The 23,829-nt window shown below is 44.6% G+C and carries 22 protein-coding genes and 3 pseudogenes; 23 read left to right on the top strand and 2 right to left on the bottom strand.

All coding sequences use genetic code 11. From position 1 onward, the window contains the following. The first annotated feature begins 4 nt into the window (after window positions 1-4). The 17 genes from BN2425_RS11740 (at window position 5) to BN2425_RS11660 (ending at window position 18,040) form a co-directional block, all read left to right on the top strand. The gene (locus BN2425_RS11740) at window positions 5-1,054 is read left to right on the top strand and encodes a serine hydrolase domain-containing protein (RefSeq protein ID WP_042459411.1); all 1,050 of its coding nucleotides are present in this window, start codon (window positions 5-7) and stop codon (window positions 1,052-1,054) included. Between the two features lie 17 nt (window positions 1,055-1,071). After that, the gene (locus tag BN2425_RS11735) at window positions 1,072-1,788 is read left to right on the top strand and encodes a PIG-L deacetylase family protein (RefSeq protein ID WP_042459408.1); all 717 of its coding nucleotides are present in this window, start codon (window positions 1,072-1,074) and stop codon (window positions 1,786-1,788) included. Window positions 1,789-1,803: 15 nt separating this feature from the next. Continuing rightward, window positions 1,804-3,399: a beta-N-acetylhexosaminidase gene (gene nagZ / locus BN2425_RS11730; RefSeq protein ID WP_042459405.1), complete on the top strand. Its 1,596-nt coding sequence runs from the start codon at window positions 1,804-1,806 to the stop codon at window positions 3,397-3,399. 69 nt (window positions 3,400-3,468) lie between these two features. Then, on the top strand, window positions 3,469-4,635 hold the full coding sequence (locus BN2425_RS11725) for an anhydro-N-acetylmuramic acid kinase (RefSeq protein WP_235714618.1): 1,167 nt from the start codon (window positions 3,469-3,471) through the stop codon (window positions 4,633-4,635). 108 nt (window positions 4,636-4,743) lie between these two features. After that, complete coding sequence (locus BN2425_RS11720; RefSeq protein WP_042459401.1) at window positions 4,744-6,072, top strand: extracellular solute-binding protein; 1,329 nt, start codon at window positions 4,744-4,746, stop codon at window positions 6,070-6,072. A 73-nt stretch (window positions 6,073-6,145) separates the two neighbouring features. Then, window positions 6,146-7,075: a carbohydrate ABC transporter permease gene (locus BN2425_RS11715; protein WP_081798057.1), complete on the top strand. Its 930-nt coding sequence runs from the start codon at window positions 6,146-6,148 to the stop codon at window positions 7,073-7,075. A gap of 12 nt (window positions 7,076-7,087) precedes the next feature. After that, on the top strand, window positions 7,088-8,044 hold the full coding sequence (locus BN2425_RS11710) for a carbohydrate ABC transporter permease (RefSeq protein ID WP_042459399.1): 957 nt from the start codon (window positions 7,088-7,090) through the stop codon (window positions 8,042-8,044). Between the two features lie 172 nt (window positions 8,045-8,216). Next, window positions 8,217-9,368: an exo-beta-N-acetylmuramidase NamZ family protein gene (locus BN2425_RS11705; RefSeq protein ID WP_042459395.1), complete on the top strand. Its 1,152-nt coding sequence runs from the start codon at window positions 8,217-8,219 to the stop codon at window positions 9,366-9,368. A 37-nt stretch (window positions 9,369-9,405) separates the two neighbouring features. Next, on the top strand, window positions 9,406-10,353 hold the full coding sequence (locus BN2425_RS11700; RefSeq protein ID WP_042459393.1) for a GNAT family N-acetyltransferase: 948 nt from the start codon (window positions 9,406-9,408) through the stop codon (window positions 10,351-10,353). Between the two features lie 50 nt (window positions 10,354-10,403). Beyond that, entirely contained in the window at window positions 10,404-11,252 is an 849-nt protein-coding gene (locus BN2425_RS11695; RefSeq protein WP_081798056.1) for a MurR/RpiR family transcriptional regulator, read from the top strand. A gap of 113 nt (window positions 11,253-11,365) precedes the next feature. After that, window positions 11,366-11,851 (top strand): DUF456 domain-containing protein, encoded by a 486-nt coding sequence (locus BN2425_RS11690; RefSeq protein WP_042459388.1) that lies wholly within the window; start codon window positions 11,366-11,368, stop codon window positions 11,849-11,851. Window positions 11,852-11,993: 142 nt separating this feature from the next. Further along, window positions 11,994-13,235, top strand: a complete 1,242-nt coding sequence (locus BN2425_RS11685; protein ID WP_042459384.1) for an ATP-binding protein — start codon at window positions 11,994-11,996, stop codon at window positions 13,233-13,235. Window positions 13,236-13,474: 239 nt separating this feature from the next. Further along, on the top strand, window positions 13,475-15,172 hold the full coding sequence (locus tag BN2425_RS11680) for a putative bifunctional diguanylate cyclase/phosphodiesterase (protein WP_042459381.1): 1,698 nt from the start codon (window positions 13,475-13,477) through the stop codon (window positions 15,170-15,172). Window positions 15,173-15,332: 160 nt separating this feature from the next. Continuing rightward, window positions 15,333-15,713: a GntR family transcriptional regulator gene (locus BN2425_RS11675; protein WP_042459378.1), complete on the top strand. Its 381-nt coding sequence runs from the start codon at window positions 15,333-15,335 to the stop codon at window positions 15,711-15,713. Further along, window positions 15,710-16,630, top strand: a complete 921-nt coding sequence (locus tag BN2425_RS11670) for an ABC transporter ATP-binding protein (RefSeq protein ID WP_042459375.1) — start codon at window positions 15,710-15,712, stop codon at window positions 16,628-16,630. Before BN2425_RS11675 ends, BN2425_RS11670 begins: the two co-directional genes overlap by 4 nt. Beyond that, window positions 16,593-17,342 carry a hypothetical protein gene (locus BN2425_RS11665; RefSeq protein WP_042459373.1) on the top strand — a complete coding sequence of 250 codons (750 nt, stop codon included), beginning with the start codon at window positions 16,593-16,595 and terminating at the stop codon, window positions 17,340-17,342. Before BN2425_RS11670 ends, BN2425_RS11665 begins: the two co-directional genes overlap by 38 nt. Continuing rightward, on the top strand, window positions 17,342-18,040 hold the full coding sequence (locus BN2425_RS11660) for a hypothetical protein (RefSeq protein ID WP_042459371.1): 699 nt from the start codon (window positions 17,342-17,344) through the stop codon (window positions 18,038-18,040). The genes BN2425_RS11665 and BN2425_RS11660 overlap by 1 nt, the downstream gene beginning before the upstream one ends. Before the next feature lie 28 nt (window positions 18,041-18,068). On the opposite strand, the gene BN2425_RS11655 is transcribed toward BN2425_RS11660, so the two are convergent. Then, a complete protein-coding gene (locus BN2425_RS11655) occupies window positions 18,069-19,439 on the bottom strand; it encodes an amino acid permease (protein WP_042459368.1) in 1,371 nt (456 codons plus the stop codon). Between the two features lie 202 nt (window positions 19,440-19,641). On the opposite strand from BN2425_RS11655, the pseudogene BN2425_RS23065 reads away from it, so the two are divergent. The 3 genes and pseudogenes from BN2425_RS23065 to BN2425_RS11640 form a co-directional block, all read left to right on the top strand. Beyond that, window positions 19,642-19,823, top strand: a pseudogene (locus BN2425_RS23065) (metalloregulator ArsR/SmtB family transcription factor); the annotation flags it as partial. 51 nt (window positions 19,824-19,874) lie between these two features. Further along, the gene (locus tag BN2425_RS11645; protein ID WP_081798055.1) at window positions 19,875-20,012 is read left to right on the top strand and encodes a DUF1648 domain-containing protein; all 138 of its coding nucleotides are present in this window, start codon (window positions 19,875-19,877) and stop codon (window positions 20,010-20,012) included. A gap of 13 nt (window positions 20,013-20,025) precedes the next feature. Continuing rightward, window positions 20,026-20,148 (top strand): annotated as a pseudogene (locus tag BN2425_RS11640) (SdpI family protein); the annotation flags it as partial. Between the two features lie 155 nt (window positions 20,149-20,303). Here the strand turns inward: BN2425_RS11640 and BN2425_RS11635 are convergent. Next, window positions 20,304-21,365 carry a YeiH family protein gene (locus BN2425_RS11635; RefSeq protein WP_042459365.1) on the bottom strand — a complete coding sequence of 354 codons (1,062 nt, stop codon included), beginning with the start codon at window positions 21,363-21,365 and terminating at the stop codon, window positions 20,304-20,306. Window positions 21,366-21,493: 128 nt separating this feature from the next. Here BN2425_RS11635 and BN2425_RS11630 point away from each other — a divergent pair, with 128 nt between their 5' ends. The 3 genes and pseudogenes from BN2425_RS11630 to BN2425_RS11620 all read left to right on the top strand — a co-directional run. Further along, window positions 21,494-22,375, top strand: coding sequence for a LysR family transcriptional regulator (locus BN2425_RS11630; protein WP_042459361.1), 882 nt, complete (start codon window positions 21,494-21,496; stop codon window positions 22,373-22,375). An 88-nt stretch (window positions 22,376-22,463) separates the two neighbouring features. Next, window positions 22,464-23,522: a PrsW family intramembrane metalloprotease gene (locus tag BN2425_RS11625; RefSeq protein ID WP_042459359.1), complete on the top strand. Its 1,059-nt coding sequence runs from the start codon at window positions 22,464-22,466 to the stop codon at window positions 23,520-23,522. Window positions 23,523-23,688: 166 nt separating this feature from the next. Then, window positions 23,689-23,829: pseudogene (locus BN2425_RS11620) on the top strand (IS5/IS1182 family transposase); the annotation flags it as partial.

Below are 23,829 nucleotides of genomic sequence, written 5' to 3'. Positions count from 1 at the left end.
CTGCATGAAAGAGCAAATTCTTGATTTTCTTCAAAATGAAGTCGAACAAGAGCATATTCCTGGGGCAGTGATTTCTGTGTCCCATCAAGGACAAAGCTTGGTGCAAGAAGCGGTCGGCTATCGAGCCATTTACCCGTCTAAGGAGCCAATGCAGGCAGATACTGTTTTTGATTTGGCTTCCTTGACAAAACTGGTTGCCACCATGCCGATGGTGTTGAAGTTAATGGAATTGGGGAAATGGCATCTTGATGATAAAGTGGCCCGCTTCTTGCCAGAGTTCGGAAAAAATGGCAAGTCGGAAATCACCATTAAACACTTATTGACCCACACGTCAGGCCTTGCTTCCCACTATGAATACTTTCGTGAAAATTTAAACACCGAACAAATTCTTGAGAGGATTTATGACGATCAGCTTGTGGCGGGCATCGGCGAGAAAATGACTTATAGTGACCTCGGATTTATTACGCTATACAAATTGATGGAAATCGTTACGGGTGAACCGTTTGAGGAATTTGTTAAAAGAGAACTGTTCGACAAGCTGGACATGGCTGAAACAGGGTTTCGCCCATCATTCGAACGCTCAAGATATGCTGCCACTGAGTACAGTGACAAGCTAAACGATTATAAGCTCGGCATTGTCCATGATGAAAATACCGAAAGTATGGGCGGAATCAGCGGGCATGCCGGTTTATTCTCAACCGTCCATGATTTGGCCAACTATGCTTCGATGATTGAAAACGAGGGAGTTTTTAACGGACAGCGGATTTTATCCAAGGGATCACTAAGGATTGCCCGAAAGAATTATTCCCCATTTAGTCAGGAATTCAGGGGCTTAGGCTGGATTTTAAAAAGTCCCCAGAATTCAAGCTGCGGCGATCTGTTTTCGGAATCGTCCTACGGTCATACAGGTTTTACCGGCACGAGCATATGGTTTGACCCGGAGATTCAGCTGCATGTCATCTTACTGACCAATCGGGTCCATTTTGGAAGAAAAGATCCTATTCTGCGGCTGCGGCCGAGATTACACAACATCATCCGGTCACATTTTAATTGACCAAGGGGGAAGTAGACATGAGTGAGAAGATTCACCTTATGCTCGTTGGGGCCCATTGCGGCGACGTCGAGCTGCAAGCCGGCGCGATTGCCCATAAATATGCCAAAGCGGGACATGAAGTTACTTTATTGCATTTAACAGCTGGAGAAAAGGGCACGCCGGCCGGGGTATCTGTCGAAGCGTATCGCGAGCAAAAGATAAAGGAAGCTGAAAAAGCGGCAGCAGTACTGGGCGCAAAGAGCATTACTCTTGATTATAAGGACGCGGAATTAAAGGAAGACGATGAAACGATCTCTCGTGTGGCCACCTTGTTCAGAAGGCTAAAACCGAATGTCGTCATTACTCATTGGGAAAATAGCATGCATCCCGACCACGCACTATGTCCAAAAATTGTTCAAGCGGCATGGTTAAAGGGTGCGCTTCCAGGCTTTGACTTGGAAGGGCTTCCGCCGCATTCGTTAACAAGAATGTTCCATAGCGAGAACTGGGAGGACATGGAGGGGTACATTCCTGATATTTATGTGGACGTGACCGATGAATTTGATACGTACCTAGAAGCATTATCGCAATATTGGTTCATCATGAACTCAAAGGATTTCCGTTATTACGACTATTATAAGGCACTCGGCACGATGCGAGGCTGTCTCAATCGGACCTCTTATGCCCAAACGTTGAAGTTTCCGACAGGAGCGAATATCAGAAGAGGACCAAGCATTCCAGGGTTTGATTTATAAAGGAGGCACCAAATCTTGAATAGCAGCGAGTTGCGCAAAAAAGTCGGTCAGCTGTTAGTTGCGGGGTTTAAAGGAACAGCAGCTTCCGAAGAAATAAAAGAACTAATTAGAGAGCACCATGTCGGGGGAATTATCCTGTTTGGCCGCAACATAGGGACTCCTCAAGACATTTTGAATCTGACGAGCGAGCTTCAAAGGGAAGCAAAGGAAGCGGGGCATGAACAGCCGCTGTTGATTTGCATCGATCAGGAAAACGGGGTGGTCCGCCGGCTTGGTGAAGGGGCAACGATTTTTCCAGGCGCGATGCTCTTGGGGGCAACCGGCCAGCCGGAAAACGCCTATCAGATTGGCTTGGCTACCGGAAAAGAGCTAAAAGCCTTGGGCATTAATTGGAACCTGGCGCCGGTAGTAGACGTTAACAATAACCCTGAAAATCCGGTCATCGGGGTCCGGTCATATGGTGAGTCGCCTGAACAGGTGAGTTTGTTTGGTCAAATGGCTGTCAAAGGCATGCAGGATGCTGGAGTCATTACCACGTTAAAGCACTTTCCAGGGCATGGCGACACAAATGTGGATTCCCACCTGGATCTGCCAGTCATTACCCACAAGATGGAACGGCTGCAGGAGATCGAGTTAAAACCATTTGTCGAAAGCATAAAAGCTGGTGCTGATACGATTATGTCCGCCCATGTGTATTTTCCAGCGATTGAAGACGAACCAGGCGTGCCGGCGACATTGTCGAAAAAAGTAATCACCGGACTTCTCCGTGAACAGCTAGGCTTTAATGGTGTTGTCACAACGGATTGCATGGAAATGAATGCAATTGCCAATACAATTGGAACCGCAGCGGGTGGTGTGGCAGCGATTAAAGCGGGTGTGGACCTGGTCATGGTTTCCCATCAGCATCACCTGCAAAAAGATACCATCGATAAAATTGTCGCTGCTGTGGAAGCCGGAGAAATCGACGAAGCAGTGATTGATGCTGCTTTTGCGCGAGTTAAGAGATTGAAAGAGCAATACCTTCATTGGCAAGGGTTGAACCTTGAAAAAGATGCGCCCGTTCCAACTGTTGTCGGCTGCAGGGAGCATGAACAACTGGCAGCCGAGGTTTATAAACAGGGCGTCACGTTGGTGAAGAACAAGAGTCTATTGCCATTGCAGAATGGCGGAAGTCAAAAAGTTCTTGTGGTTTATTCAGAAAATAAATACACCATGCAAGTTGAGGATAAGCGCTACTCGTCGATGCACCTTGGCGAAGCAATCAAGGAAATCGATCGGGAGGCACAAGTGTTGGAGTTATCCAATCCGGCGACAGAAGAAGAAATCGACAGGGCAGCAGTGGCAGCAAAGGATTATGACGTCATCATCATTGGCACGTTAACTGCGAAACCGGGCGATGCTCAATCCAAGCTGGTAGAAAAGCTGTACGAAACAGGTGTGCCAATTGTGGTAGTGGCCACGAGGAGCCCTTATGATTTGACCTATTTACCAGATATCTCTGCGTATATTTGCACCTACGAGTTTTCGTATCCGGCACTAAAGATGGCCGCTAAAGCCATCTATGGGCAGGAACAGGTAAAAGGACGGTTGCCAGTAACCATTTCACTGTGATAGAATTTTTAGAAAATTCTAGAAAAATGTCGCTTTTTGGTGGGAACTCTGAAGCGGGAGGTAGGAAAATTGAATAAGAATCTTGGCGGAAAAATGGTTGTCGGTCTGATGTCCGGAACTTCGTTAGATGGAATCGATGCAGCTGTGGTTTCGGTTACAGAGGAAGCAGGCGCCCCGCAACTGAAGCTGGTGCATTTCACCACACTGCCCTATACAGATAGGATGAGAGGAAAAATATTAGGCCTGTGCGATCCCAATCGCGCACGAATCGAAGAGATATCAGCGATGAACATGCTGCTCGGTAAACTGTTCGCTGATGCTGCTAGAAAAGTAGTTTCCGAGGCTAACCTCACATTCGACGATATCGATCTTATCAGTTCCCATGGCCAAACAATTTTCCATCAGCCTGAAAAAGTGGAAATCGCCGGACATTCTGTTGCCTCGACGCTGCAAATCGGCGACATTGGCATGATTGCAGAACGCACCGGTGTCATGACCGTTGGCGATTTTCGCACGAGGGACATGGCTGCGGGCGGCCAGGGTGCGCCGCTAGTACCCTACGCCGACAATCTGCTTTTTCGAAAAAAAGACTTTGGTCGGGTATTGGTGAATATCGGTGGAATCGCCAATATCACCGTATTGCCGCCGGCAGATAGCGAAAAGCCCGTTCTTGCGTTTGACACAGGGCCAGGCAATATGATTATCGACGCCTTTGCCGGCTGGGCTACGGATGGAAAGCAAACCTTTGACGCAAATGGTTCCATTGCGGCAAGTGGAACAGTGGATGAAGTCTGGCTCGCGGAACTGCTAGCACATGATTATTACAAACAAACGCCCCCAAAAAGCACGGGCAGGGAGCTGTTTGGAATCGAGTATGCCCAAACCTTGTGGGAACAATCAAGCTGTCCTGCTGCTGATAAATTAGCCACCATCACGGAGTTAACAGCACGGACGCTTGCTTCCGATATTGCCAGATTAATAGAAAGCCATCACATTAAAGAAGTTTTTGTAAGCGGCGGGGGGTGGCATAATCGGACTTTGATGAACCGGTTGAGAAGCCAGCTGCCCGATGCGATCAAAATAGGCAGCACTGATGACCTTGGCATTTCAGGCGACGCGAAGGAAGCCGCTGTGTTTGCCCTGCTCGGTTATCAATGTTTCATGAAACGGTTCAATAATCTGCCGTCAGCTACAGGGGCGAGACATCCAGTCATCATGGGGAAAATTGCCTATTAAAAGATAGGATGGACATTGAAAGGGGGCGAGGGCCGGAAAGATAGCGGTGTATGGTTGCTTGATAATGAAAAATGAACTTATTTTACAATCATTAAGGGGGAAAATCCAATGAAGAAAATGCTTAGCCTTGTTCTTGCGGCTGGTTTAAGTGTCGGAACTCTAGCAGCATGTTCTGGTGACAAAGAAGCTTCAAAAGAGACTGATAGCGGCAAGGATTGGACAGGCACCATCACCGTTTGGGATGGTCCGCGCTGGCCAGATGATAAAGATAATAAATTCCACTGGATGGAAGCAAAAATCAAGGAATTCGAAGCAGAACATAAAGGGGTTAAGGTCGAGCTTGTCCAAGTTCCATGGGCGGAACTTCCAAACAAACTTGGCGTATCCATTGCCGGAAAATCCTGGCCTGATATCGCACCAGTAGATATTAGCGGAAGTGCGGTTTCAATCGACCAAATCGACCAAGGCGTTCTTGAATCGGTTGATGATCTTTATACAAAAGAAGAATTAAAAGATTTCTATCCAAATGCACTTGATGCCTACAAATATGACGGCAAGCTATATGGTATCCCTAACTCCATGACCGTTCACACCATGCTGTTGAACCTTGACCTATTTAAAGAGCGTAACGTAGAACCGCCGAAAAATGGTGAATGGACTTGGGATGAATTCTTGGATACAGCTGAGAAATTGACGTTTGACCGCGATGGCGACGGCAAAACCGATGTATATGGTTTCTCTACCTACATCCTGCCTGGTTATTATGAAGCATGGCCATTCTTCTATATCGATGGCGGAAGTCCATTAAGCAAGGATATGAAGAAATTTACCTTTAATGACCCGAAAGCAGTTGACGCGATACAACGCCTGGCTGATTTAAAACTAAAAGATAAAGTTTCTCCTGAATCTTCAGGCGGCGCTGATGTTGGCGGCACGTTCCAAGCATGGGCCAATGCCCAGCAAAGAACAGTTGCTATGCAGCCTTGGGCAACATGGGCAATTGGTGCTGCACAAGGTAAGTACCCTACCAATTTCGCTGTTGCTAACTACCCAACTGGAAAATCCGGCAAACCAGTTACCATTGGCGGTGTAGGCGGCTGGACGATGTTCCACCAGGAAGATGCTGGCAAGAAGATGATGGTTGGCGAATTCATGAAGTTTATCAATACAACGGATGAACAATTCGAGATGGCCACCAAATATGGTACCTTCCCAGCACGTATCAGCACAGCTGACAAAGATCCATACAAAGACAATCCACAAATGGCACGTGCCCAGGAAATGTCTTCACAAGTTGTGATGCTTCCACGCCATCCTGAATGGAAAAAAATTGATGAAGCCATCCAAACAGAACTACAGCTTGTATTTAACGGTGAAAAAACCGCCAAACAAGCGATGGATGAGGCTCAAAAGAAAGTAGATGAGCTGCTGAAATAAGCAGTAACAGGCTTGGGGCCCTTGCGAGTAATGCAGGGGCTGCCAAGTTTCAATCAAGATTGGGGGAGTTAACTTGAAACCCGTTCAACAGGTAACCAATGCAGCCAAACCAGTAGATTTGGCAAGAAAAACTTCTGTATGGACCCAAATCAAAAAGAACTATGCCGCCTACCTCTTTTTACTTCCAAAACTAATCCTGTTTGTGGCATTTATTATGATACCAGTGGTATGGGCATTCGTATCATCCTTCCAGGAATACAAAATTTTTGGAAGCGAGTGGGTCGGTTTTGAAAACTACGTGAAGGTTTTTCAAAGCAGTGCCTTTTACGATGCGTTAAAGAACACGTTTCTTTTTACCGTCGTAACGGTACCATTTAATGTCATAAGTGCACTCATTATTGCTTCTCTCATTCATCCCCTTGGCAAATGGTCACAGAGCTTCTTCCGAGGAGCTTTTTATCTGCCAACCGTTACCTCCATGGTTATTGTGGCAATGGTTTGGCGCTGGATGTATAACCAAGATTTCGGATTGTTCAACTATGTGCTGGGATTGTTTGGAATGGATCCGGTTAACTGGCTGGGACAATCCTCAACCGCGCTTTGGTCGTTGATCATCATGCAATGTTTGATTCCATTTGGGGTTGGAATCATTTTATACCTCGCTGCGATGGGCTCGATTTCACACTCATTATACGAAGCGGCCACTATTGACGGAGCGAACGGGTTTCAAAAATGGCTGCGTATCACCATCCCGTTGTTGAAGCCAACCACCCTTTATTTGGTATTGTTAAGCACGATTGGCTCGTTCCAGGTATTTACCCAAATCATCATGATGACGGGCGGTGGACCAGGTTCGGCGACGGAAACACTTGTCCACTTAATTTATAAAACAGGCTTCCGTGATTTTGAATTCGGTTATGCCTCGGCGCAGTCGATTGTCCTGTTCGCGATTATTTTAATATTCTCGATTATTCAATTCCGTGTGCTTCGGTACGACGATTAGGAGGGAAACACCATGGCGAAATTAAACAAAACCATCATCTATGTAGCATTATTAGTTTTTTCTATCGTTTCCCTCATGCCGTTGTATTGGGTATTTTCTACATCCTTACAATTAAGCAAATACCAGGATGAAGACTTGAAACAATCGGTTTCCTATGTCGACTCCAATCCGCCGAAAATGTATCCGATGGGTGTCCCGGAATATTTCGAGCACTGGGGCAAAGCCCGTGATGCTGAAAAGGCCGGGGATGACAAGGCGGCCGCCCAACACAGGGAAATCATGGATGCAATTGTGAAGGATACTTTTTCCGGCTTTACGACCTTGTTCCAAAAGAACAACATTGGCCGCTGGTTCTTAAATAGTGGCTATATTTCCGTCGTGGTAACGTTGGGGATATTGTTATTTGACTCGATGGCAGGGTATGTGCTCGCCAAGAAACAGTTTCCGGGAAAGAACCTGATTTTTTACGCGATCGTAGGAACGATGATGATTCCCGGGCAAGTAACTCTAGTTCCAATGTTCATGATGGTGAAAAACTTAGGCATTATGGATACCCATTGGGCGCTGATTTTTCCTGACTTGTCGATGGTATTTGGTGTGTTTCTAATGCGGCAGTTTATGTATTCGGTTCCGGATGAGCTGTTGGATGCTGCTAAAATTGACGGCGCCGGTGAATGGAAAACCTATTGGAGTATCGTTTTGCCATTAGCGAGACCAGGCCTGGCCGCGCTCGGCATTTTCACCTTTATGAACGTTTGGAACTCGTTCCTATGGCCAATCATTGTTTTGAATGATGCGAATCTTTACACGCTGCCGGTTGGTTTAAAGACCTTGCAGGATGCGAACCTGGCAAGCTTTAAGCTGTTGATGAGCGGGGCTGCGATCGCTTCCATACCAATGATTATTGTGTTTATTTTATTCCAGCGTCACTTTGTCAAAGGCTTGACCTTGGGCGGCGTGAAAGAATAATTCAATAGATAAGGTAATTAATAGGAGGTCTTCTAATGCCTGGCCCGGCTTGAAATAGCTTACTAAGGTAGTTAGAGGAGCTGCCTAACGCCCATGCCGGTTAGTAAAGCATGCGAAGGTAGTTAAGCCTGGATCATCCAAAGTTCGCTGTTTGTGAAAAGAGGAATACTAAATGAAAATTGGTCTAGATGTATTTTTTGAAAAAAATGTCTCAGAGTACAAAGGAAAAAGACTCGGTCTTGTCACGAACATGACGGGAGTCAATCATAAGCTCATCCCGGCAATCGACCTATTCCACGAGCATCCCGACCTACATTTGACCGCATTGTATGGACCGGAACACGGAATCCGCGGCAGTGCCAAAGAAGGCGAAGGAGTCGATTCGTTTGTCGACCCCTATACAAACGTGCCCGTTTATAGTCTATACGGAACATCCAAGAAGCCGAGCAAAGACATGTTGGATCCCGTTGATGTCGTCTTTTTTGACCTGCAGGACATTGGCGCCAGGTATTACACGTATATCTACACCATGGCCTATATGATGGAGGCCTGTGCCGAACACGGGAAAAAGTTTGTTGTCCTTGACCGCCCCAACCCGATTTCCGGAACAGCCGTGGAAGGAAATTTGGTGGAAGAAGACGTTCGGTCATTCGTCGGACTGTATCCAATCCCTAACAGGCATGGCATGACAGTCGGGGAACTGTCTCTGCTATACAAGCATGAATTCGGACTTAACTGCAATCTTGCGGTCATTCCAATGGAGGGCTGGAACCGGGAACAATATTATGATGAAACAGGATTGTTTTGGGTGCCGCCCTCCCCGAATACGACAAGCATCGATATGGCTGCTTTGTATCCAGGTACATGTTTAGTGGAAGGGACGAATCTATCGGAAGGACGTGGAACAACAAGACCGTTTGAATATGTCGGGGCCCCCTTTATCGATGGCTATCGTTTGGCAAAGGCGTTCAATGAAAAGCAATTGCCCGGTGTTGTGGCACGCCCCATCACGTTTGTCCCAACCTACTCCAAACACAAGGACGCGGCTTGCGAAGGGGTGCAGATTCACGTGGTTGACCGGAGAAAGGTCCATTCCTTAAAAACCGGATTGACCTTAATTGAAATGATTGCGAACATGTATCAGAATGACTTCCAGTTCGTCCAGTACGGCGAAAACCCAAGATACATGTTTGATCTGCTGGCTGGCAGCAAACAGTTAAGAGATCAAATCAGGAACGGTCAAACCCAGGCATTTTTAGACCACTGTGCGGAACAGACCGAGGCTTTCAACATTCGCAGAAATCCGTATCTTTTGTATAAATAAAAACCAATCCACAGAATTTCAAAAGGGGCGAGTAATTGTGGTATTCTATCGTTATTATGAATCTGGTGATGAACGAAAAATAGTCGACCTTTGGAACGAAACTCTTACAAAGGACCCGATTACTTCCAAGCGATTCCGCAATCTCGTGTTGTTGGATGCCAACTTTGATCCAAAAGGGCTGCGCTTGGCCGTAGAAGATGACAGATTGGTTGGCTGTGTGTATGCTGTAAGAAGGCTGCTGCCGATGTTCGGTACAGACCTAGAACCAGAAAATGGCTGGATTCCGTTCTTTTTTGTCCATCCAGACTATCGAGGGTCTAGAGTAGGGGAAGCGTTAATGAAGGCAGCCGTTGATTTTCTTGCTTCCGAAGGCCGAAAACATGTCTTTTTTGCCTCCTATGCACCCAACTATATTTTGCCTGGAATCGATGAACAAACCTATCCAGAAGGCTTTGCCTTTCTTTTAAGTCAAGGTTTTGAAAAACAGTATTCGCCTGTTGCGATGGACCGCAGCCTGGTTGGCTATGCTCCTTCCGAGGCGGTAATCAAACTGAAAAAACAACGCGAGCAGGAAGGGTATTCTTTTGCAACTGCTCAAGATCAGGATCTGTACGAAGTGATCCAATTCGCCAACCTTCAATTTAATCCAGATTGGGGCCGTGCCATCCGTGAAGGGGTACTGCAAGGCCTTCCGATGGATCGCATTTTGGTTGCCAGAAGCGGCCGCAAGCTGGTTGGCTTTTGCATCTATGGTGGATATGAAGGAATACCGGACCGATTTGGCCCATTTGGCGTGGACCCTGATGAACAAGGAAAGGGTCTGGGGAAAATCTTATTGCATGAGTGCTTGAAAAAGATGCGCTCTGAAGGGCTGCATGGCGCTTGGTTTCTTTGGACAGGCGAGAAAAGCTCTGCCGGATACCTTTACAAAAACACCGGATTTGAAATCACACGCCGGTTTCATGTAATGAAAAAAACGATCTAAACCAACTAAGAGAGTTGATGACTATGTCATTTATGACAGGAGGACTCGTGATGCTATCAGAAATGCATCCGAAACTTCCTCCATCTGAAGAAAAAATAGCATTATATATCCTAGAGCATCCACAAGAAGCCATTTCTTTAACCGCGAGTGAACTGGGGAAGCGAAGCTCAACCAGCAGTGCCGCCGTAATCCGACTGTGCAAGTCACTTGGGTTAAAAGGCTTTCAGGATCTCAAGCTTCGTATTGCCGGAGATTTGCAAAAAAATAGGGCGGTCGGGTTCCGTGACATTGAGCCAAACGAGTCCGCTGTATCGATTATTGAAAAAATGACCAGCAATAGTGTTCAAACGATTCGCGAAACAGCGGAGCTACTAGACTATGAAGAGCTGGAACGGGCCGTGAAGTTATGCCAAAACGCGGAAACCATTCACTTTTTCGGTGTTGGAGCCTCCAGCATCATCGCCCAGGATGCACAGCAAAAGTTTCTGCGGATTGATAAAAAGGCTACCGCGTTTCCAGATTTCCACATGGCCGCCACATTAGTTGCGAACGCCAACAAAAATGACGTCGTAGTGGGAATCTCATTCTCCGGAAAAACCTTTGAGGTCGCGAAAATTCTCGAACTGGCCAATAAAAAAGGTGCCCATACTATCAGCTTGACGAAATATGGTTCTTCACTAGTATCGGAACAGGCTGACATCAAGCTATACACATCCGCCACAAGAGAACCAACCTTCCGAAGCGGCGCAACCTCTTCCCGAATTGCTCAGCTTCACGTCATCGACATCCTCTTCATGTGCGTAGCATCACAAGCATACGAAGAAACCATCAAACACCTGGACCAAACAAGAGAAATGATCGACATCCTAAGAGATAACATCAAACCGAAACAAAAGTAAAACACGGGGACGGTTCTCCTGCATCAATTCCGCTGCTTAATAAAAGTAGGGTGGGGCAGGAGAACCGTCCCTCTGCTTCTAATTGGTTATAATGGTATGTGGAGGTGAATGTAGTGGTTAATGTACTATTATGGGTTGTTGTAATTGCGTGTTTTATCTTTAGTTTTGTTGGTTTGGTTTACCCGATTATCCCGTCAGTGTTGGTGATTTGGGCAGGGGTGTTGGTGTATCAGTTTGGAATTGATTCCAATGAGCTGTCTTGGGTTACGTGGACGATGCTGGTACTGTTGACGGTTTTATTGTTTCTGGCTGATTATTTGGCAAATCTGCATTTTGTGGATAAAGCAGGAGGCTCTAAATGGGGGATGCGTGCCGCGACTATTGGCCTGATCGTGGGCAGCTTTGTGATTCCTCCGTTTGGCGTCATTATTGTGCCGTTTGTCTTGGTTTTTCTCATTGAATGGCTGCAAAAGAAACCCTTCCAAGAAGCATTAAAGGTAGCATTCGCCACACTCATTGCCTTTTTAAGTGGAACATTGGCCAAAGCGGTCATTCAACTGATTATGATCGGTGTATTTGTGGCAGATGTTATTATATGAAGTGCAAAAGGACGGTTCTTGGTATAAATCGCCAAAAATCGTCCTGTGATATTTTTAATTGACATATTTTTTAAAATATTCCAAAATTAGATTAATATGATTTTCCTCTTCTGCCTTTAGTCCAACTTGTTAGGGGTGCCCAATGGAAATTACCAAACATTTTTTCTTTAATCTATCGCTATTGATGATTATTTTGTTTTTTAGTTTAATTTGGGTTGAGAAAAAACAGGGGAAGGCGATTTCTAAGTTTTGGCTCTATTTATGGTTCCTGGCCCTGTTAGCGTCGTGTCTTGTATTTTCTTATCATAAAGATAACTATATCTATTTGGATTTAAGGTCCATTCCTATACTAATAGGCGGACTCTATTTTGGAATAGGTCCCTTACTTTGCATTTCAGTTATTGTTATCCGTGGCTTTTACGGTTTGGATGCCGGTTTTCTACTTAATACGCTCTTATACCTATCACTCGCTTTTTTTTTATGGAAGCTCCATCCATGGTTTTGGGCACAATCCCCAAGACGGCGGTGGTTGTTAACCCTTATGGCAGGAATTCTTTTAAACATACTCACAATTATTTTTATAGAAATTGTCAGCCCTCCAGAAAACAGACTGGATGCCTATTTTGCCTATCTAGTGATTCCCTCTATGGGCCTTGGGATGATTTCCTATGCTGTAGAGTTTGTAAGTAAGAATGCACAAATGAGGCAAGAACTGGTTCAAACGGAGAAGCTGCATGCGGTTGAGCAGATGGGAGCCGCAATCTCTCATGAAATCCGCAACCCGTTAACCGCTGCGATTGGTTTTGTTCAACTATTACAAGAGCATAATCTCACTCCGGTCAAAAGGCAGGAATATTTATCGATTATACGAGGAGAACTTGAATCTGCCGAGCGGGTCATTCAGGATTACTTGACTTTTTCAAAACCAACTTTGGATAAAATCGAGTCAATTGATGTAAATCGAGAATTGCAGCAGGTTGTCAAAATACTAAAACCGACAGCCAATAAACACTCTGCAAAGATTATCACGAATTTGGCTGTCAGCTCCTATGTCTATGGCGACCGACAAAAATTCCATCAATGCTTCATCAATGTCATAAAAAATTCGATAGAATCCATGCCGCACGGCGGTTTCATTCTAATCGAAACCCAAACCACAGAATCCTCTATTAGCATAACCATAAAAGATACAGGAATCGGCATGTCCAAAGAACAAGTACAAAGACTAGGCGAGCCCTATTACTCTACTAAAGGCTCAAAAGGCACTGGCCTCGGAATGATGGTCGTCTACAGCATCATTAGAGCCATGGAAGGAAAAATCTACGTCGAAAGCGAAGAAGGTACCGGGACCCTATTTCGGTTTGTCTTGCCTTTAAGAAAGTGAAGCGGAGGGACGGTTCTCGTGCTTCGTTTTAAACAGCAGGATGAACCCTCAATTAAATCAGTGTATTCTCCGTGTGGATGGCATAACAAGCTAATAACAGCTAGTTGTGCTTTTTTTTTGTCCAAAACGGCCGAGTGTGGGATGACGCTCACAGTTTCGAGTGACTTATATCACAAACAAAGTGTGCATCTTTTAATATAATAAAGATGATGGAAATGTTGCTTAAGGGGATTCTGCTGATGAAAATGGAAGTGGAACTGGATAAGGCACAAAAAAGATTAAGGGATATAGAATTAGCTCTAAATGAGTCTTCAATTGTTGCGATTACAGACAACAAAGGAATGATTCAGTTTGCGAACGACAAATTTTGTGAAATTTCTAAATATAGTAAAGAAGAGTTAGTTGGGAGCAACCAAAATATCGTCAACTCAGGTTATCATAGCAGAAAGTTTTTTCAAGACATGTGGCGGACGATTGGCAATGGCAAGGTGTGGAAAGGCGAAATTAGAAATAGAGCAAAAGATGGGACTTACTATTGGGTAGATACCACCATTGTTCCTTTCCTCAATGAAAACCGGAAACCTTACCAGTATATTGCCATCCGCCATGATATTACGAAAAGGATAGAATATGAAGAGAAAATTAAGCTGATGGCATATTATGATTCACTTACTCTATTGCCAAACCGCAATTTACTCCAAAAATGGATTACAGAGCATGTTATTCAATGCCATAACCAGTTGACAGTTTTATTTTTGGATATCGACAACTTTAAATCAATTAATGACAACTTTGGCCACCAAATTGGGGACTTAGTACTAAAAGAAACTGCCAGGCGGCTGAAACTATGTCTTAGAAGATCAGATTTCATTTCACGCCAAGGTGGGGACGAATTTATTATCATCTTAAATGGTCTTTACGACAAAGAGGATATTATTAAAGTAGTCGTAAAAATTCAAGAGCAGGTTTCTCTACCGTTCTATGTTAACGACAAGATCATTATCACGACAACAAGTATTGGCATAAGTAAAGAGCGTTTAAAAGGAACAAAAGATGATATTTGTCATCTTTTGGAAACACTGATTCAACAAGCAGATACTGCCATGTATCATGCCAAAAAACTGGGGGGAAATACGTATGAATTTATTACCCCTAACCAAAATACACAAATGAAAAGATATTATTTGCTAGAGGAAGAAATTAAACATGGACTAACTGAGAACCAGTTCTATATCCTCTATCAGCCTTTGATTGATTTGAGGAGTCATAGGATGGTAGGAGCTGAGGCTTTGCTGCGATGGAATAATCCACAAGTGGGCCCTGTTTCTCCGTCTGAATTTATTCCATTGCTGGAGGAAAAGGGATTAATTATTCCGATAGGTAATTGGGTTCTTAAAACAGTCTGCAAACAACTAAAACGATGGCAGGAAAACGGAGTGTATTTACAGCGGGTTTCCGTAAATGTATCTCCGATTCAATTTACAGCTGACGACTTTTTGAACGACATCAAGCAAATTCTAAATGAAACACAAATAGAGCCTCAATTGTTAGAATTTGAAATCACAGAGGGAACACTGCTAAATGTAGAAGTTTCATCTAAAATCCTGACTGAATTAAAAAGACTGGGAATAAAAGTAGCCATAGATGACTTTGGAACTGGCTATTCCTCCCTGAACTATTTAAAACGTTTATCCATTGACACCTTAAAAATTGATAAGTCGTTTATAGATGACATTGATATCGATGATGAAATTATAGTAAACACCATTATCAGTATGGGGAAACACCTAAAGCTCAATGTGTTAGCTGAAGGTATAGAAAACGAAAAACAACTAAATTACCTCCTCCAACAATATTGCGATGAAGGCCAAGGCTATTACTGGAGTATGCCAGTAACGGCAGACGCCATTCAACGACTTTATGAATTAGGGGGATGAACTCGGGGGACGGTTCTCCTGCTTCATTTCGAAAGGGAAAGTGAAGCAAGGGAACCGTCCCTTTGTTTTATTTTATTTCCAGTATTGACTGATATTACCATTTATTATATACTACATTACAACAGTAATGCACTATGTTGGTAAGGAAGGAGGACCTGCCTTGGTTCTGAATCTGGACGGATCGAAGCCGATTTATGTTCAGTTAGCGGAGTGGCTAGAAAACGAGATATTGAATGGCCATTTTGATAGTGGACAAAAAATCTATTCCCAGTACCAACTTGCAGAAATATTTAATATCAACCCGGCAACCGCAGCTAAGGGGTTAAATATACTCGCAGAAGAAAATGTCCTTTATAAAAAGCGGGGGCTTGGAATGTTTGTTTCAGATGAAGCAAAATCAATCATTCTGACCAAACGAAGAACACAAACCTTAACGGGTTTAGTCGAGGAATTAGCGGCAGAAGCCAGACGTCTCGATGTGAGCAAAGAGGAACTAATCGAGATGATTAAGGGAGCCATGACAGGGGGGACAGAAGAATGAATGTGATTGAATGTAAGGAAATAACCAAGTCTTATGGAAGGGTAAAGGCGCTCGACAACCTTTGCTGCACCATCGAGGAAAATAAAATAACCGGTCTGATTGGACGTAATGGGGCTGGAAAAACCACTCTGTTAAAAATAATCGCCGGCCATTTGCGACAAACATCGGGGGAGGTCAAGGTGTTTTCCCTGGAGCCTTTCAACAACTTAACGGTATCGGCGAACATCATTTTTCTCCATGACCAAGTCAATCTGCCAACCGCTCTAACCCTAAAAGAAATCCTACAGACAACAGGAAGTTTTTACCCCAACTGGAACCATGAACTAGCCAATCGTCTATTTAATTACTTTTCCTTTCATCCATTCCAATATTATCATGGCCTGTCCAAAGGCATGAAAAGCACTTTTAACATGATTCTCGGTTTATCGGCCCGCTGTCCGTTAACCTTGTTTGATGAACCAACAACCGGAATGGATGCCGCCGTCCGAAAAGATTTCTATCGTGCGCTGTTGAAGGACTATATCGAACATCCCCGAACCATCATCTTATCAAGCCACTATTTGGATGAAATCGAGGATTTATTGGAGGAGATTTTGGTTCTAAAAGAAGGCAAGCAGCTGCTTCATATGCCCGTTGCTGAGCTGCAGGATTGGGCGATGACCGTTCAAGGAAAGGCGCCGGTTGTAAAGGAATGGACGAACGACAAGCAAATCATTTATTCAAAAAAAGTCGGCGATGACCAGATGCTTACGGTTGTGAAAAATGATTTCTCGGCTAAGGAACGGCAGCTTTCCCGTGAAGTGGGGATCGAGTTATCGCCGGTCACAACAAGCGACCTATGTGTTTATTTAACGAGCAAATCAACAGGGGGGATTGATGATGTCTTTGGCCAGCATGACGATGACGGAGGTCATTAAAAAGCAATACATCTATAAATTGCAGGCATATATCCAAGTTTTCTTTTCTCTTCTTTTCCTGCAATTGATTGCCGTTCTATTTTCGTTATCGGGAGTGGCCACGATGGGAACAAGTGGGGGCATGGTGGATATGGAGATCCGTTATTATTCGGCGGATTTGGTAGTGGTTTTTACTATGCTGTGGGGCTTTATTAGTGCCGTTCTGATTACCACGAGGGCTTACCGTAACGATGATTTTCTATTTGTCACCAATCGATTCACAAGCAATCTATCAAATATGCTATTTTTGTTGACGGCAAGTTTAATAGGAGCGATTACCGCTATCCTGTCTTTTTATTTACTGAGCATCGTTGTGAACCTGTTTGGCAGCGATTATTTTATCAACAATACACCCGTATTGAAGGATCCAGTGGAAGTCCTGTTGGGCATGTTTTCGGCATTCCTGTATATCCTGCTTTTCTGTATGTTGGGGTATTTGGCAGGAACCTTGGTGCAGGTCCATAAATCTTTCGTAGTGCTGCTTCCGGCAGCCTTTCTGGGAAGTTTGTTCTTGGATTTGGCGGACGGAAGGGCCGGGGTGTTTGCAGAAGTGTTTAAATTTTACCATTCAGAGCATTCTATTCTTCTATTTACAGTAAAAGTAATGGTGACCGCCGGCGTGCTGTTTTTAGTTTCGGCTGGTTTGTCCAACCGATTGGAGGTCCGCTCCTGATGAGCCTTTTAATACTGGCTGTTGTAATTGTTGGATTAACGTTAATCATTACAAAGGGGATCAATGGAAGTGGGGGGAAACGGGGAACCTATTCCTACCAAAAGCGGATCAAGAGGTTGTTTGTGGGCTATTTGGCGGTGTTAGTCATTTCCACGATGGTCAGCATCCTGCTTCCTTCGCAGGGGTCGGTAGAAGTGAAACGTGTGAAAGACCAAGATATTGAAAAGGATAGCCAACGGTTATATGGAATGGCTAAGGACGGCAAATTCGAAGAGGTAGATGCGGAGTTTATAGAGAAGAAGTGGAACTTTGATTATACGGAGCAGCGGCTGAATTTGACTTTTCAAGATGACAATATGATAATGCCAGTTATGGTGAAAAGAAAAGCCAATCAGGACGGGAAAATTGAGGCCGCCTACTATCGGTCCAAATACAGCATGGATGGTTATGATATCACAAAGCTGCTCGACCGGCCGAAGCTGAAACTGTCAGGCGACACCCTTTTCATACTCAAACCAATGACAGGCAAACTAAAATTCTCCGCCTATACCAGTGTCTTTTCAGTCAAACAATTCAAAGAGGGCTCCAGTACAGGTTATTCCTCCTATTCCATAGGAGGCGCCAACATCCTATACCTCTCCATTCCACAAAACCTTGACTTGATATCAGAAAACCTTGACGTCCATTATGTGGAGTGAAACAGGGGGACGGTTCTCGTGCTTCATTTTATAAAGCACGAGAACCATCCCTGCGCTTCGCTCGGTATATGGCTGTGAGGAGGATGAGCCATAGTGGGCCGATTATGCAGGCAATCCGGGTGTCTGGGTTGTAGACCATGAGGCCCACTATGAGTACAAGGCTGGCTAGGGCGAAGTAGGAGGTGTATGGGAATAACGGCAGCTTGTACTTAATCTGTTGGATGTTTTCAGGTTTTAAAGTTTTCCGGTAGCGAAGCTGGGAGATGAGTATCACTCCCCAGGTCCATATCGCTCCAAACGTGGCGATGCTGGTCACCCAGGTAAACACCTTGGCTGGAACCAGGTAATTGAGCCCAACACCAATCAACAATGCAGCAGCTGTTACGATTATCGCAGCTCCCGGTACCCCTGACTTCGTGACTTTCCCCAATCTCTGGGGTGCTTCACCCTGCTGGGCAAGCGAGTACAGCATCCGGGCGGAGCTGAAAATACCGCTGTTACAGGACGACAGTGCTGCCGTTAACACCACAAAATTTAAAATCCCCGCTGCACTTTTGATGCCGATTTTTTCAAAAGTAAGCACAAACGGGCTGCCTTTTGTGCCAATTTCGGCCCACGGGTAGATGCTCATAATGACAAATAAGGATGCTACATAAAAAAGCAAAATTCGCCAAAACACCGTGTCAATTGCCCGTGCTAGTGTTTTCTCCGGATTTTTAACTTCTCCTGCGGTAACCCCAATCATTTCAATCCCCAAGTAGGCAAACACAACCATAGGTATGGATAATACAACCCCTTTTGGTCCGTTCGGGAAAAAGCCGCCATGCTCCCAAAGGTTCGAAATCCCTGTCGCCTCTATCCCGCTCCATAAACCTAGGATTAAAAGCGCACCGACGACAATCATTGATAAAATGGTGACAATTTTAGTGAGAGCAAACCAAAACTCTAATTCCCCAAAAGCCTTGACACTTAGGATGTTAATCATGCTCATCAGTAGTAAAGCGGCAAGCGCCCATATCCACTGTGGAACGTCAGGGAACCAATACCCCATATAGATGCCGACGGCGGTGATTTCAGCCATACATGTGACGACCCAAAGAAACCAGTAATTCCATCCCGTCAGGAATCCGGCCAGTGGTCCGATATAATCGTGGGCATATTGGGTGAAGGAACCTGCGACGGGTTCTTCAATCGCCATTTCCCCGAGTGCCCTCATAATGATAAAAATGACGATGCCGCTCAACACATAGGCCACGAGGATTCCGGGGCCCGCTGTATGAATGGTCGAAGCCGAACCGAGAAATAAGCCGACTCCAATTGCAGCACCAAGCGACATTAACGTGATATGCCGATTCTCCAAACCACGCTGCAGTTCTGTTGACTCATTGTTGTTTTTCATGCTGATATACTCCTTGAAAAGCTCTTTTTGACCCCCACGATTATAGCATAGTTTCCGAAAAAGGTTGAAACAGGGGGACGGTTCTCGTGCTTCACCTTTTTTATTGAGGGAGGTGACAATATTTTTGGGTTAAAATATTCTATATTTAGATAATTATCTAAATAACAAAGGAAAACATTTTCAGAAGAAAAGGGAGAGTGCTATCAATGATGCTTTTAAGGTGTTGGCTGATCCCAGCAGAAGAAAGATTCTCCACTTGTTAAAGAAACAAGATTTTGTCTGCCGGCGAAATTGCCGACCATTTCAGTATGTCAAAGCCCAGTATTTCACACTATGAATTTATTGAAGCAGGCAGGTTTGGTGGACTCTGAGAAAAAGGGGCAGCAGTGATTAATTTATAGATTTTCTGACGATGGATGAGGAGGGAGAAACGAAATGAAAAAGCAGTGGTTTGGTTTGGCATTACTACTATTGACCATCATTGGAACGGTGATAGTATATCCTTATTTACCGAATCAGGTGGCGGAGCACTGGAATTACAAAGAGGTTCCCGACCACTATTTCGAAACTTAAGTCCGTAAATTAAAATTACTTTGTCGGCATCAGTACACCTTGGACTCTGGCCAGTGAAGAAGTATGGAAAAAAACACATCGGTTAGGCGGGGAAATCTTTGTTATAACAGGCATACTGTTGTTATTTGTCCCAGTAGGACTGCCGTCATCCAAGCATATTACGTAATGGCATTATTGTGATCAGCTTTTCATCCATTGTTTTATCTTCCTACTATTTCTTTATCAAAATTTGAATGAAAAGGAAATGACCTTGGACATTTATTTTTTTAGGCACAAAAACATTCCCATGCTTTATACAAGTAAGAATGTAAGAATGGAAAGTAAAATTGAAGTAACAAGCATGGCTACCAGAGGGCGGAGTGCTTTTGTTCGTAAGTGTCGGAGGTTTACGTTTAATCCCAGCCCAACCATTGCAGAAGAAAGAATGTAGGTAGTAGCCTGCGACAGTCCATCCATCATCATGGGTGAGACAGGAATCCACCGTCCTAATGCAAAACTGCCAAACAAGCTCATTATCATAAAGCCAACGAGGAACCAGGGGAATTCCACCTTGGTATCCACAGTATGGTTCTTATTTTTCCGCTTCATCCAATACATGAAGCCAAAACATAGAGGGACCAGCAGCAAGACCCGCCCCAGCTTTGCCAGCAGGGCCATTGTCAGACCATCCATACCTGCAACGGCACCCGCTAACGCAGCGTGAGCAATTTCGTGAAGACTGCTCCCGCTCCATATGCCGTATTCAGTGACAGACAAAGGAAGAACCGGACGGATGACCGTATAAACAATTGAAAAGATAGTTCCAACCAAGGCGATGATTCCGACGCTAATGGCAGTGTCTTCCTCCTTTGCTTTGACAATTGGTGCCACCGCCGCAATCGCCGCTGCCCCGCATACCCCCGTACCGACTCCAAGAAGCAACGAGATCATACGGTCTGCTTTTACCTTTCTGCCCAGCCAGACTGTGGCCATAAGGGAAAAGATAATAACACCTGCATCCCGGAGGATTAGCACTGGACCAGATGCTAGAATGAGATGGATATCTAACTTTAACCCGTATAGGACAATGGCAAACCGTAAAAAGTGTTTCGCCGAAAATTGAATACCTGATTGTATAGCTTGAGGATACCTCCAAAAATGACGGTACAGGATGGCTAGGATGATGGAGCAGGCCATCGGTCCGACCCGGTTAAAACCAGGGACAGCAGACAGGACAAATCCTCCTGCCGCCAACACAAGCGTAAACATCACTCCCCCTAACCATGAACGGGCTGCAGCTGTTGATTTGGGCGTGCCTGAAAGCTGCTTTCCACCCTCTGAAAGCGGCAGGTCTTTTGATGTGTTGCTCTCCATCTCATCACCTCATTGCAAAATTTGTACTTCTAGATTACTCTTTTTCTATGTATAAGAAAAATAATAATATAAAATATTGATAATAAGTAAATTGATATATGAATTTGCCTAGCCAGAGGGGGAAGTGGATGGAACAACATTTGAGAGTGTTCGTAAAAGTAGTGGAGCTAGGTAATTTTTCAAAGGCAGCTGAGGAGCTTCACATGACGCAGCCTGCGGTCAGCCATTATATTAAGGTTCTGGAGGAGACCATCGGGACAAGGCTTTTGGAACGAAGCAACAAATATGTCCGTCTCAATAAAGCAGGGGAAATTGTCTATCATCATGCGAAAGAAATTCTGTCACTCTATTCCAGAATGCAAGACTTGGTTGATGACATAACGAACAAAATAAGCGGTCCAATTTCCATTGGAGCCAGCTACACGTTTGGTGAATATGTTCTGCCGCACATCATTGCCCGACTGCTACAGCAGTATCCAGAGATTACTCCGACTATCCAAATCCACAATACAAAGGAGATTGCGGATTTGGTACAAACCTATCAATTAGACATCGGTATTGTGGAAGGAAATTTGCACGGAAAGGTGCATCATGCCGAGGTTGTGTCTGAAGATAACATGGTGATTGTGGCGTCTGGGCATCATCCGTTGGTAAAAAGGTCCGGAACTGTGAGCTTGCAGGAATTAGAGCATGAAACCTGGGTTCTGCGTGAAAAAGGTTCAGGGACAAGGGAAGCAGCAGATACCTTATTTCGAGACTTACAGCTTACTCCCGAAAAAATCATGGAGTTTGGCAGCACGCAGATTATCAAGGAATCGGTTGAGGCAGGCCTTGGGGTCAGTTTGCTGTCCATCTGGGCAATTAAAAAAGAGCTGCGTAATGGTGATATGGGAATCATCCCGGCAAACGGGCTGCCGTATAAACGAAATTTTACGATATTGAGGCACTCCTCTTTTGAAACAAAGGCCGTGCAGCAGTTCATTCAAACACTGAAGCTTTATTTGACATGAAACGCACGGGATGGTCATCCTGTACTTTACATCTTTATCCAAAAGTGGGGCATACTCTTTGTATGAAGGTATAGAGGGGTGAACTTTGTTGAAATGCCCACAATGTGTTTATTCGAATCCAGATGGGGTGAAGTTCTGTTTAAGCTGTGGCGAAAAGTTTATTAAAACGAATACGCCTGAGGATGACACCAGTTTTTTTTATGAATTCGCCCATTATGTGGATGCGGTTCCTAAGCTGGAACGGTCAATTGAGCCTAAATTTCAAAATGTATTTTCGCGTGTGTTCCGAAATCATAGTGAACTGGAGGCAGAGCGGCTGTTTATTGTAGGCACGGCATTAACGACGCCGAGAATTACAGAAGTCAAAGACACCTGGCCAAAGCCTTGGCTGTTTGCCAGAGTGTTTATCATCGCGCTGCTTGCCTTTGCTGGTTTTTACATAGGCGTTAGCTATTTCCACAACATTAATTTTATACCGGGACTGATTATTGTTGGCGCTTTTGCGGTTCCATTTACGACGTTGATCTTTTTCTGGGAGATGAATGCTCCGCAAAATATTGCCTTTTATCGGGTGATTTATTATGTGCTGGTCGGCGGGATTCTCTCGATGCTAGCCGCGCTCTTGTTTTTTGACATTCTTCGAAATATTATCAACCCGGTCACGATTGGAATTGCCGAGGAACTGGCGAAAGCAATAACAGTCATTATCTTTGTCAGATATCGAAAATACAAGTATATCTTGAACGGGCTTTTAATTGGCGCTGCTGTTGGTGCAGGCTTTGCCGCATTTGAAACGGCTGGATATGCATTAAGGTCGCTGTTGTCCGGGGACGGCCAAAATCTCTTTAATACCATCCTGTGGCGAGGCTTTTTTGCTCCCGGTGGACATGTCGCCTGGGCAGCCTTGACCGGTGCGGCTTTCTGCCGAGTTCAAGGGGAACAGCCGTTTAACCTTAAATTTTTATTCCGCTTTAAATTTTGGCGTGTTTTTGCCCTGGTTGTGGTGATGCATGCTTTATGGGACACGCCAATCAAAGGAATGTTTCCGTTTGGCCATATATTTTTAACGCTTGCATCATGGGTAGTCGTTTTCTTGCTCATCCGTGCGGGGCTAAAGGAGATTGGGAATCGAAAATTAACGGCTTAATCGAGCATAGACATGAGAACTCCTCATTGAAATGAGGAGTTCAGATTGTAGACAAAAGGCCTTCCGAATGTCCCCATTTGGGTGCCTTTTTCTAATTATGACCCTTTTTACCATAGATTTTTATTCCAACCGACCCCTTTGGGGTCAATTTTTATGCCATTTTTGGATTAAATATAGGACAACTACTAAGGAAGGTTATCGGCAGTACTTTTCCAATCCTGCAAAGTGTAAGGATTGCCCACTTCTATCTCAATGTACTCAAAGCCAAAATCATCAGAAGCTCATTCAACGGCATGTCTGGGAAGAG

The organism is Neobacillus dielmonensis (assembly GCF_000612665.1).
Taxonomy (GTDB): domain Bacteria; phylum Bacillota; class Bacilli; order Bacillales; family Cytobacillaceae; genus Neobacillus; species Neobacillus dielmonensis.
This window is presented reverse-complemented; position numbering and strand designations above follow the sequence as displayed.

Excerpts from the sequence above, each read along its gene's own strand:
- BN2425_RS11740 (WP_042459411.1), top strand. The coding sequence starts at position 5 with ATGAAAGAGCAAATTCTTGATTTTCTTCAAAATGAAGTCGAACAAGAG.
- BN2425_RS11735 (WP_042459408.1), top strand. The coding sequence starts at position 1,072 with ATGAGTGAGAAGATTCACCTTATGCTCGTTGGGGCCCATTGCGGCGAC.
- BN2425_RS11720 (WP_042459401.1), top strand. The coding sequence starts at position 4,744 with ATGAAGAAAATGCTTAGCCTTGTTCTTGCGGCTGGTTTAAGTGTCGGA.
- BN2425_RS11710 (WP_042459399.1), top strand. The coding sequence starts at position 7,088 with ATGGCGAAATTAAACAAAACCATCATCTATGTAGCATTATTAGTTTTT.
- BN2425_RS11705 (WP_042459395.1), top strand. The coding sequence starts at position 8,217 with ATGAAAATTGGTCTAGATGTATTTTTTGAAAAAAATGTCTCAGAGTAC.
- BN2425_RS11695 (WP_081798056.1), top strand. The coding sequence starts at position 10,404 with ATGCTATCAGAAATGCATCCGAAACTTCCTCCATCTGAAGAAAAAATA.
- BN2425_RS11685 (WP_042459384.1), top strand. The coding sequence starts at position 11,994 with ATGGAAATTACCAAACATTTTTTCTTTAATCTATCGCTATTGATGATT.
- BN2425_RS11680 (WP_042459381.1), top strand. The coding sequence starts at position 13,475 with ATGAAAATGGAAGTGGAACTGGATAAGGCACAAAAAAGATTAAGGGAT.
- BN2425_RS11670 (WP_042459375.1), top strand. The coding sequence starts at position 15,710 with ATGAATGTGATTGAATGTAAGGAAATAACCAAGTCTTATGGAAGGGTA.
- BN2425_RS11665 (WP_042459373.1), top strand. The coding sequence starts at position 16,593 with ATGTCTTTGGCCAGCATGACGATGACGGAGGTCATTAAAAAGCAATAC.
- BN2425_RS11660 (WP_042459371.1), top strand. The coding sequence starts at position 17,342 with ATGAGCCTTTTAATACTGGCTGTTGTAATTGTTGGATTAACGTTAATC.
- BN2425_RS11655 (WP_042459368.1), bottom strand. The coding sequence starts at position 19,439 with ATGAAAAACAACAATGAGTCAACAGAACTGCAGCGTGGTTTGGAGAAT.
- BN2425_RS11645 (WP_081798055.1), top strand. The coding sequence starts at position 19,875 with ATGAAAAAGCAGTGGTTTGGTTTGGCATTACTACTATTGACCATCATT.
- BN2425_RS11635 (WP_042459365.1), bottom strand. The coding sequence starts at position 21,365 with ATGGAGAGCAACACATCAAAAGACCTGCCGCTTTCAGAGGGTGGAAAG.
- BN2425_RS11630 (WP_042459361.1), top strand. The coding sequence starts at position 21,494 with ATGGAACAACATTTGAGAGTGTTCGTAAAAGTAGTGGAGCTAGGTAAT.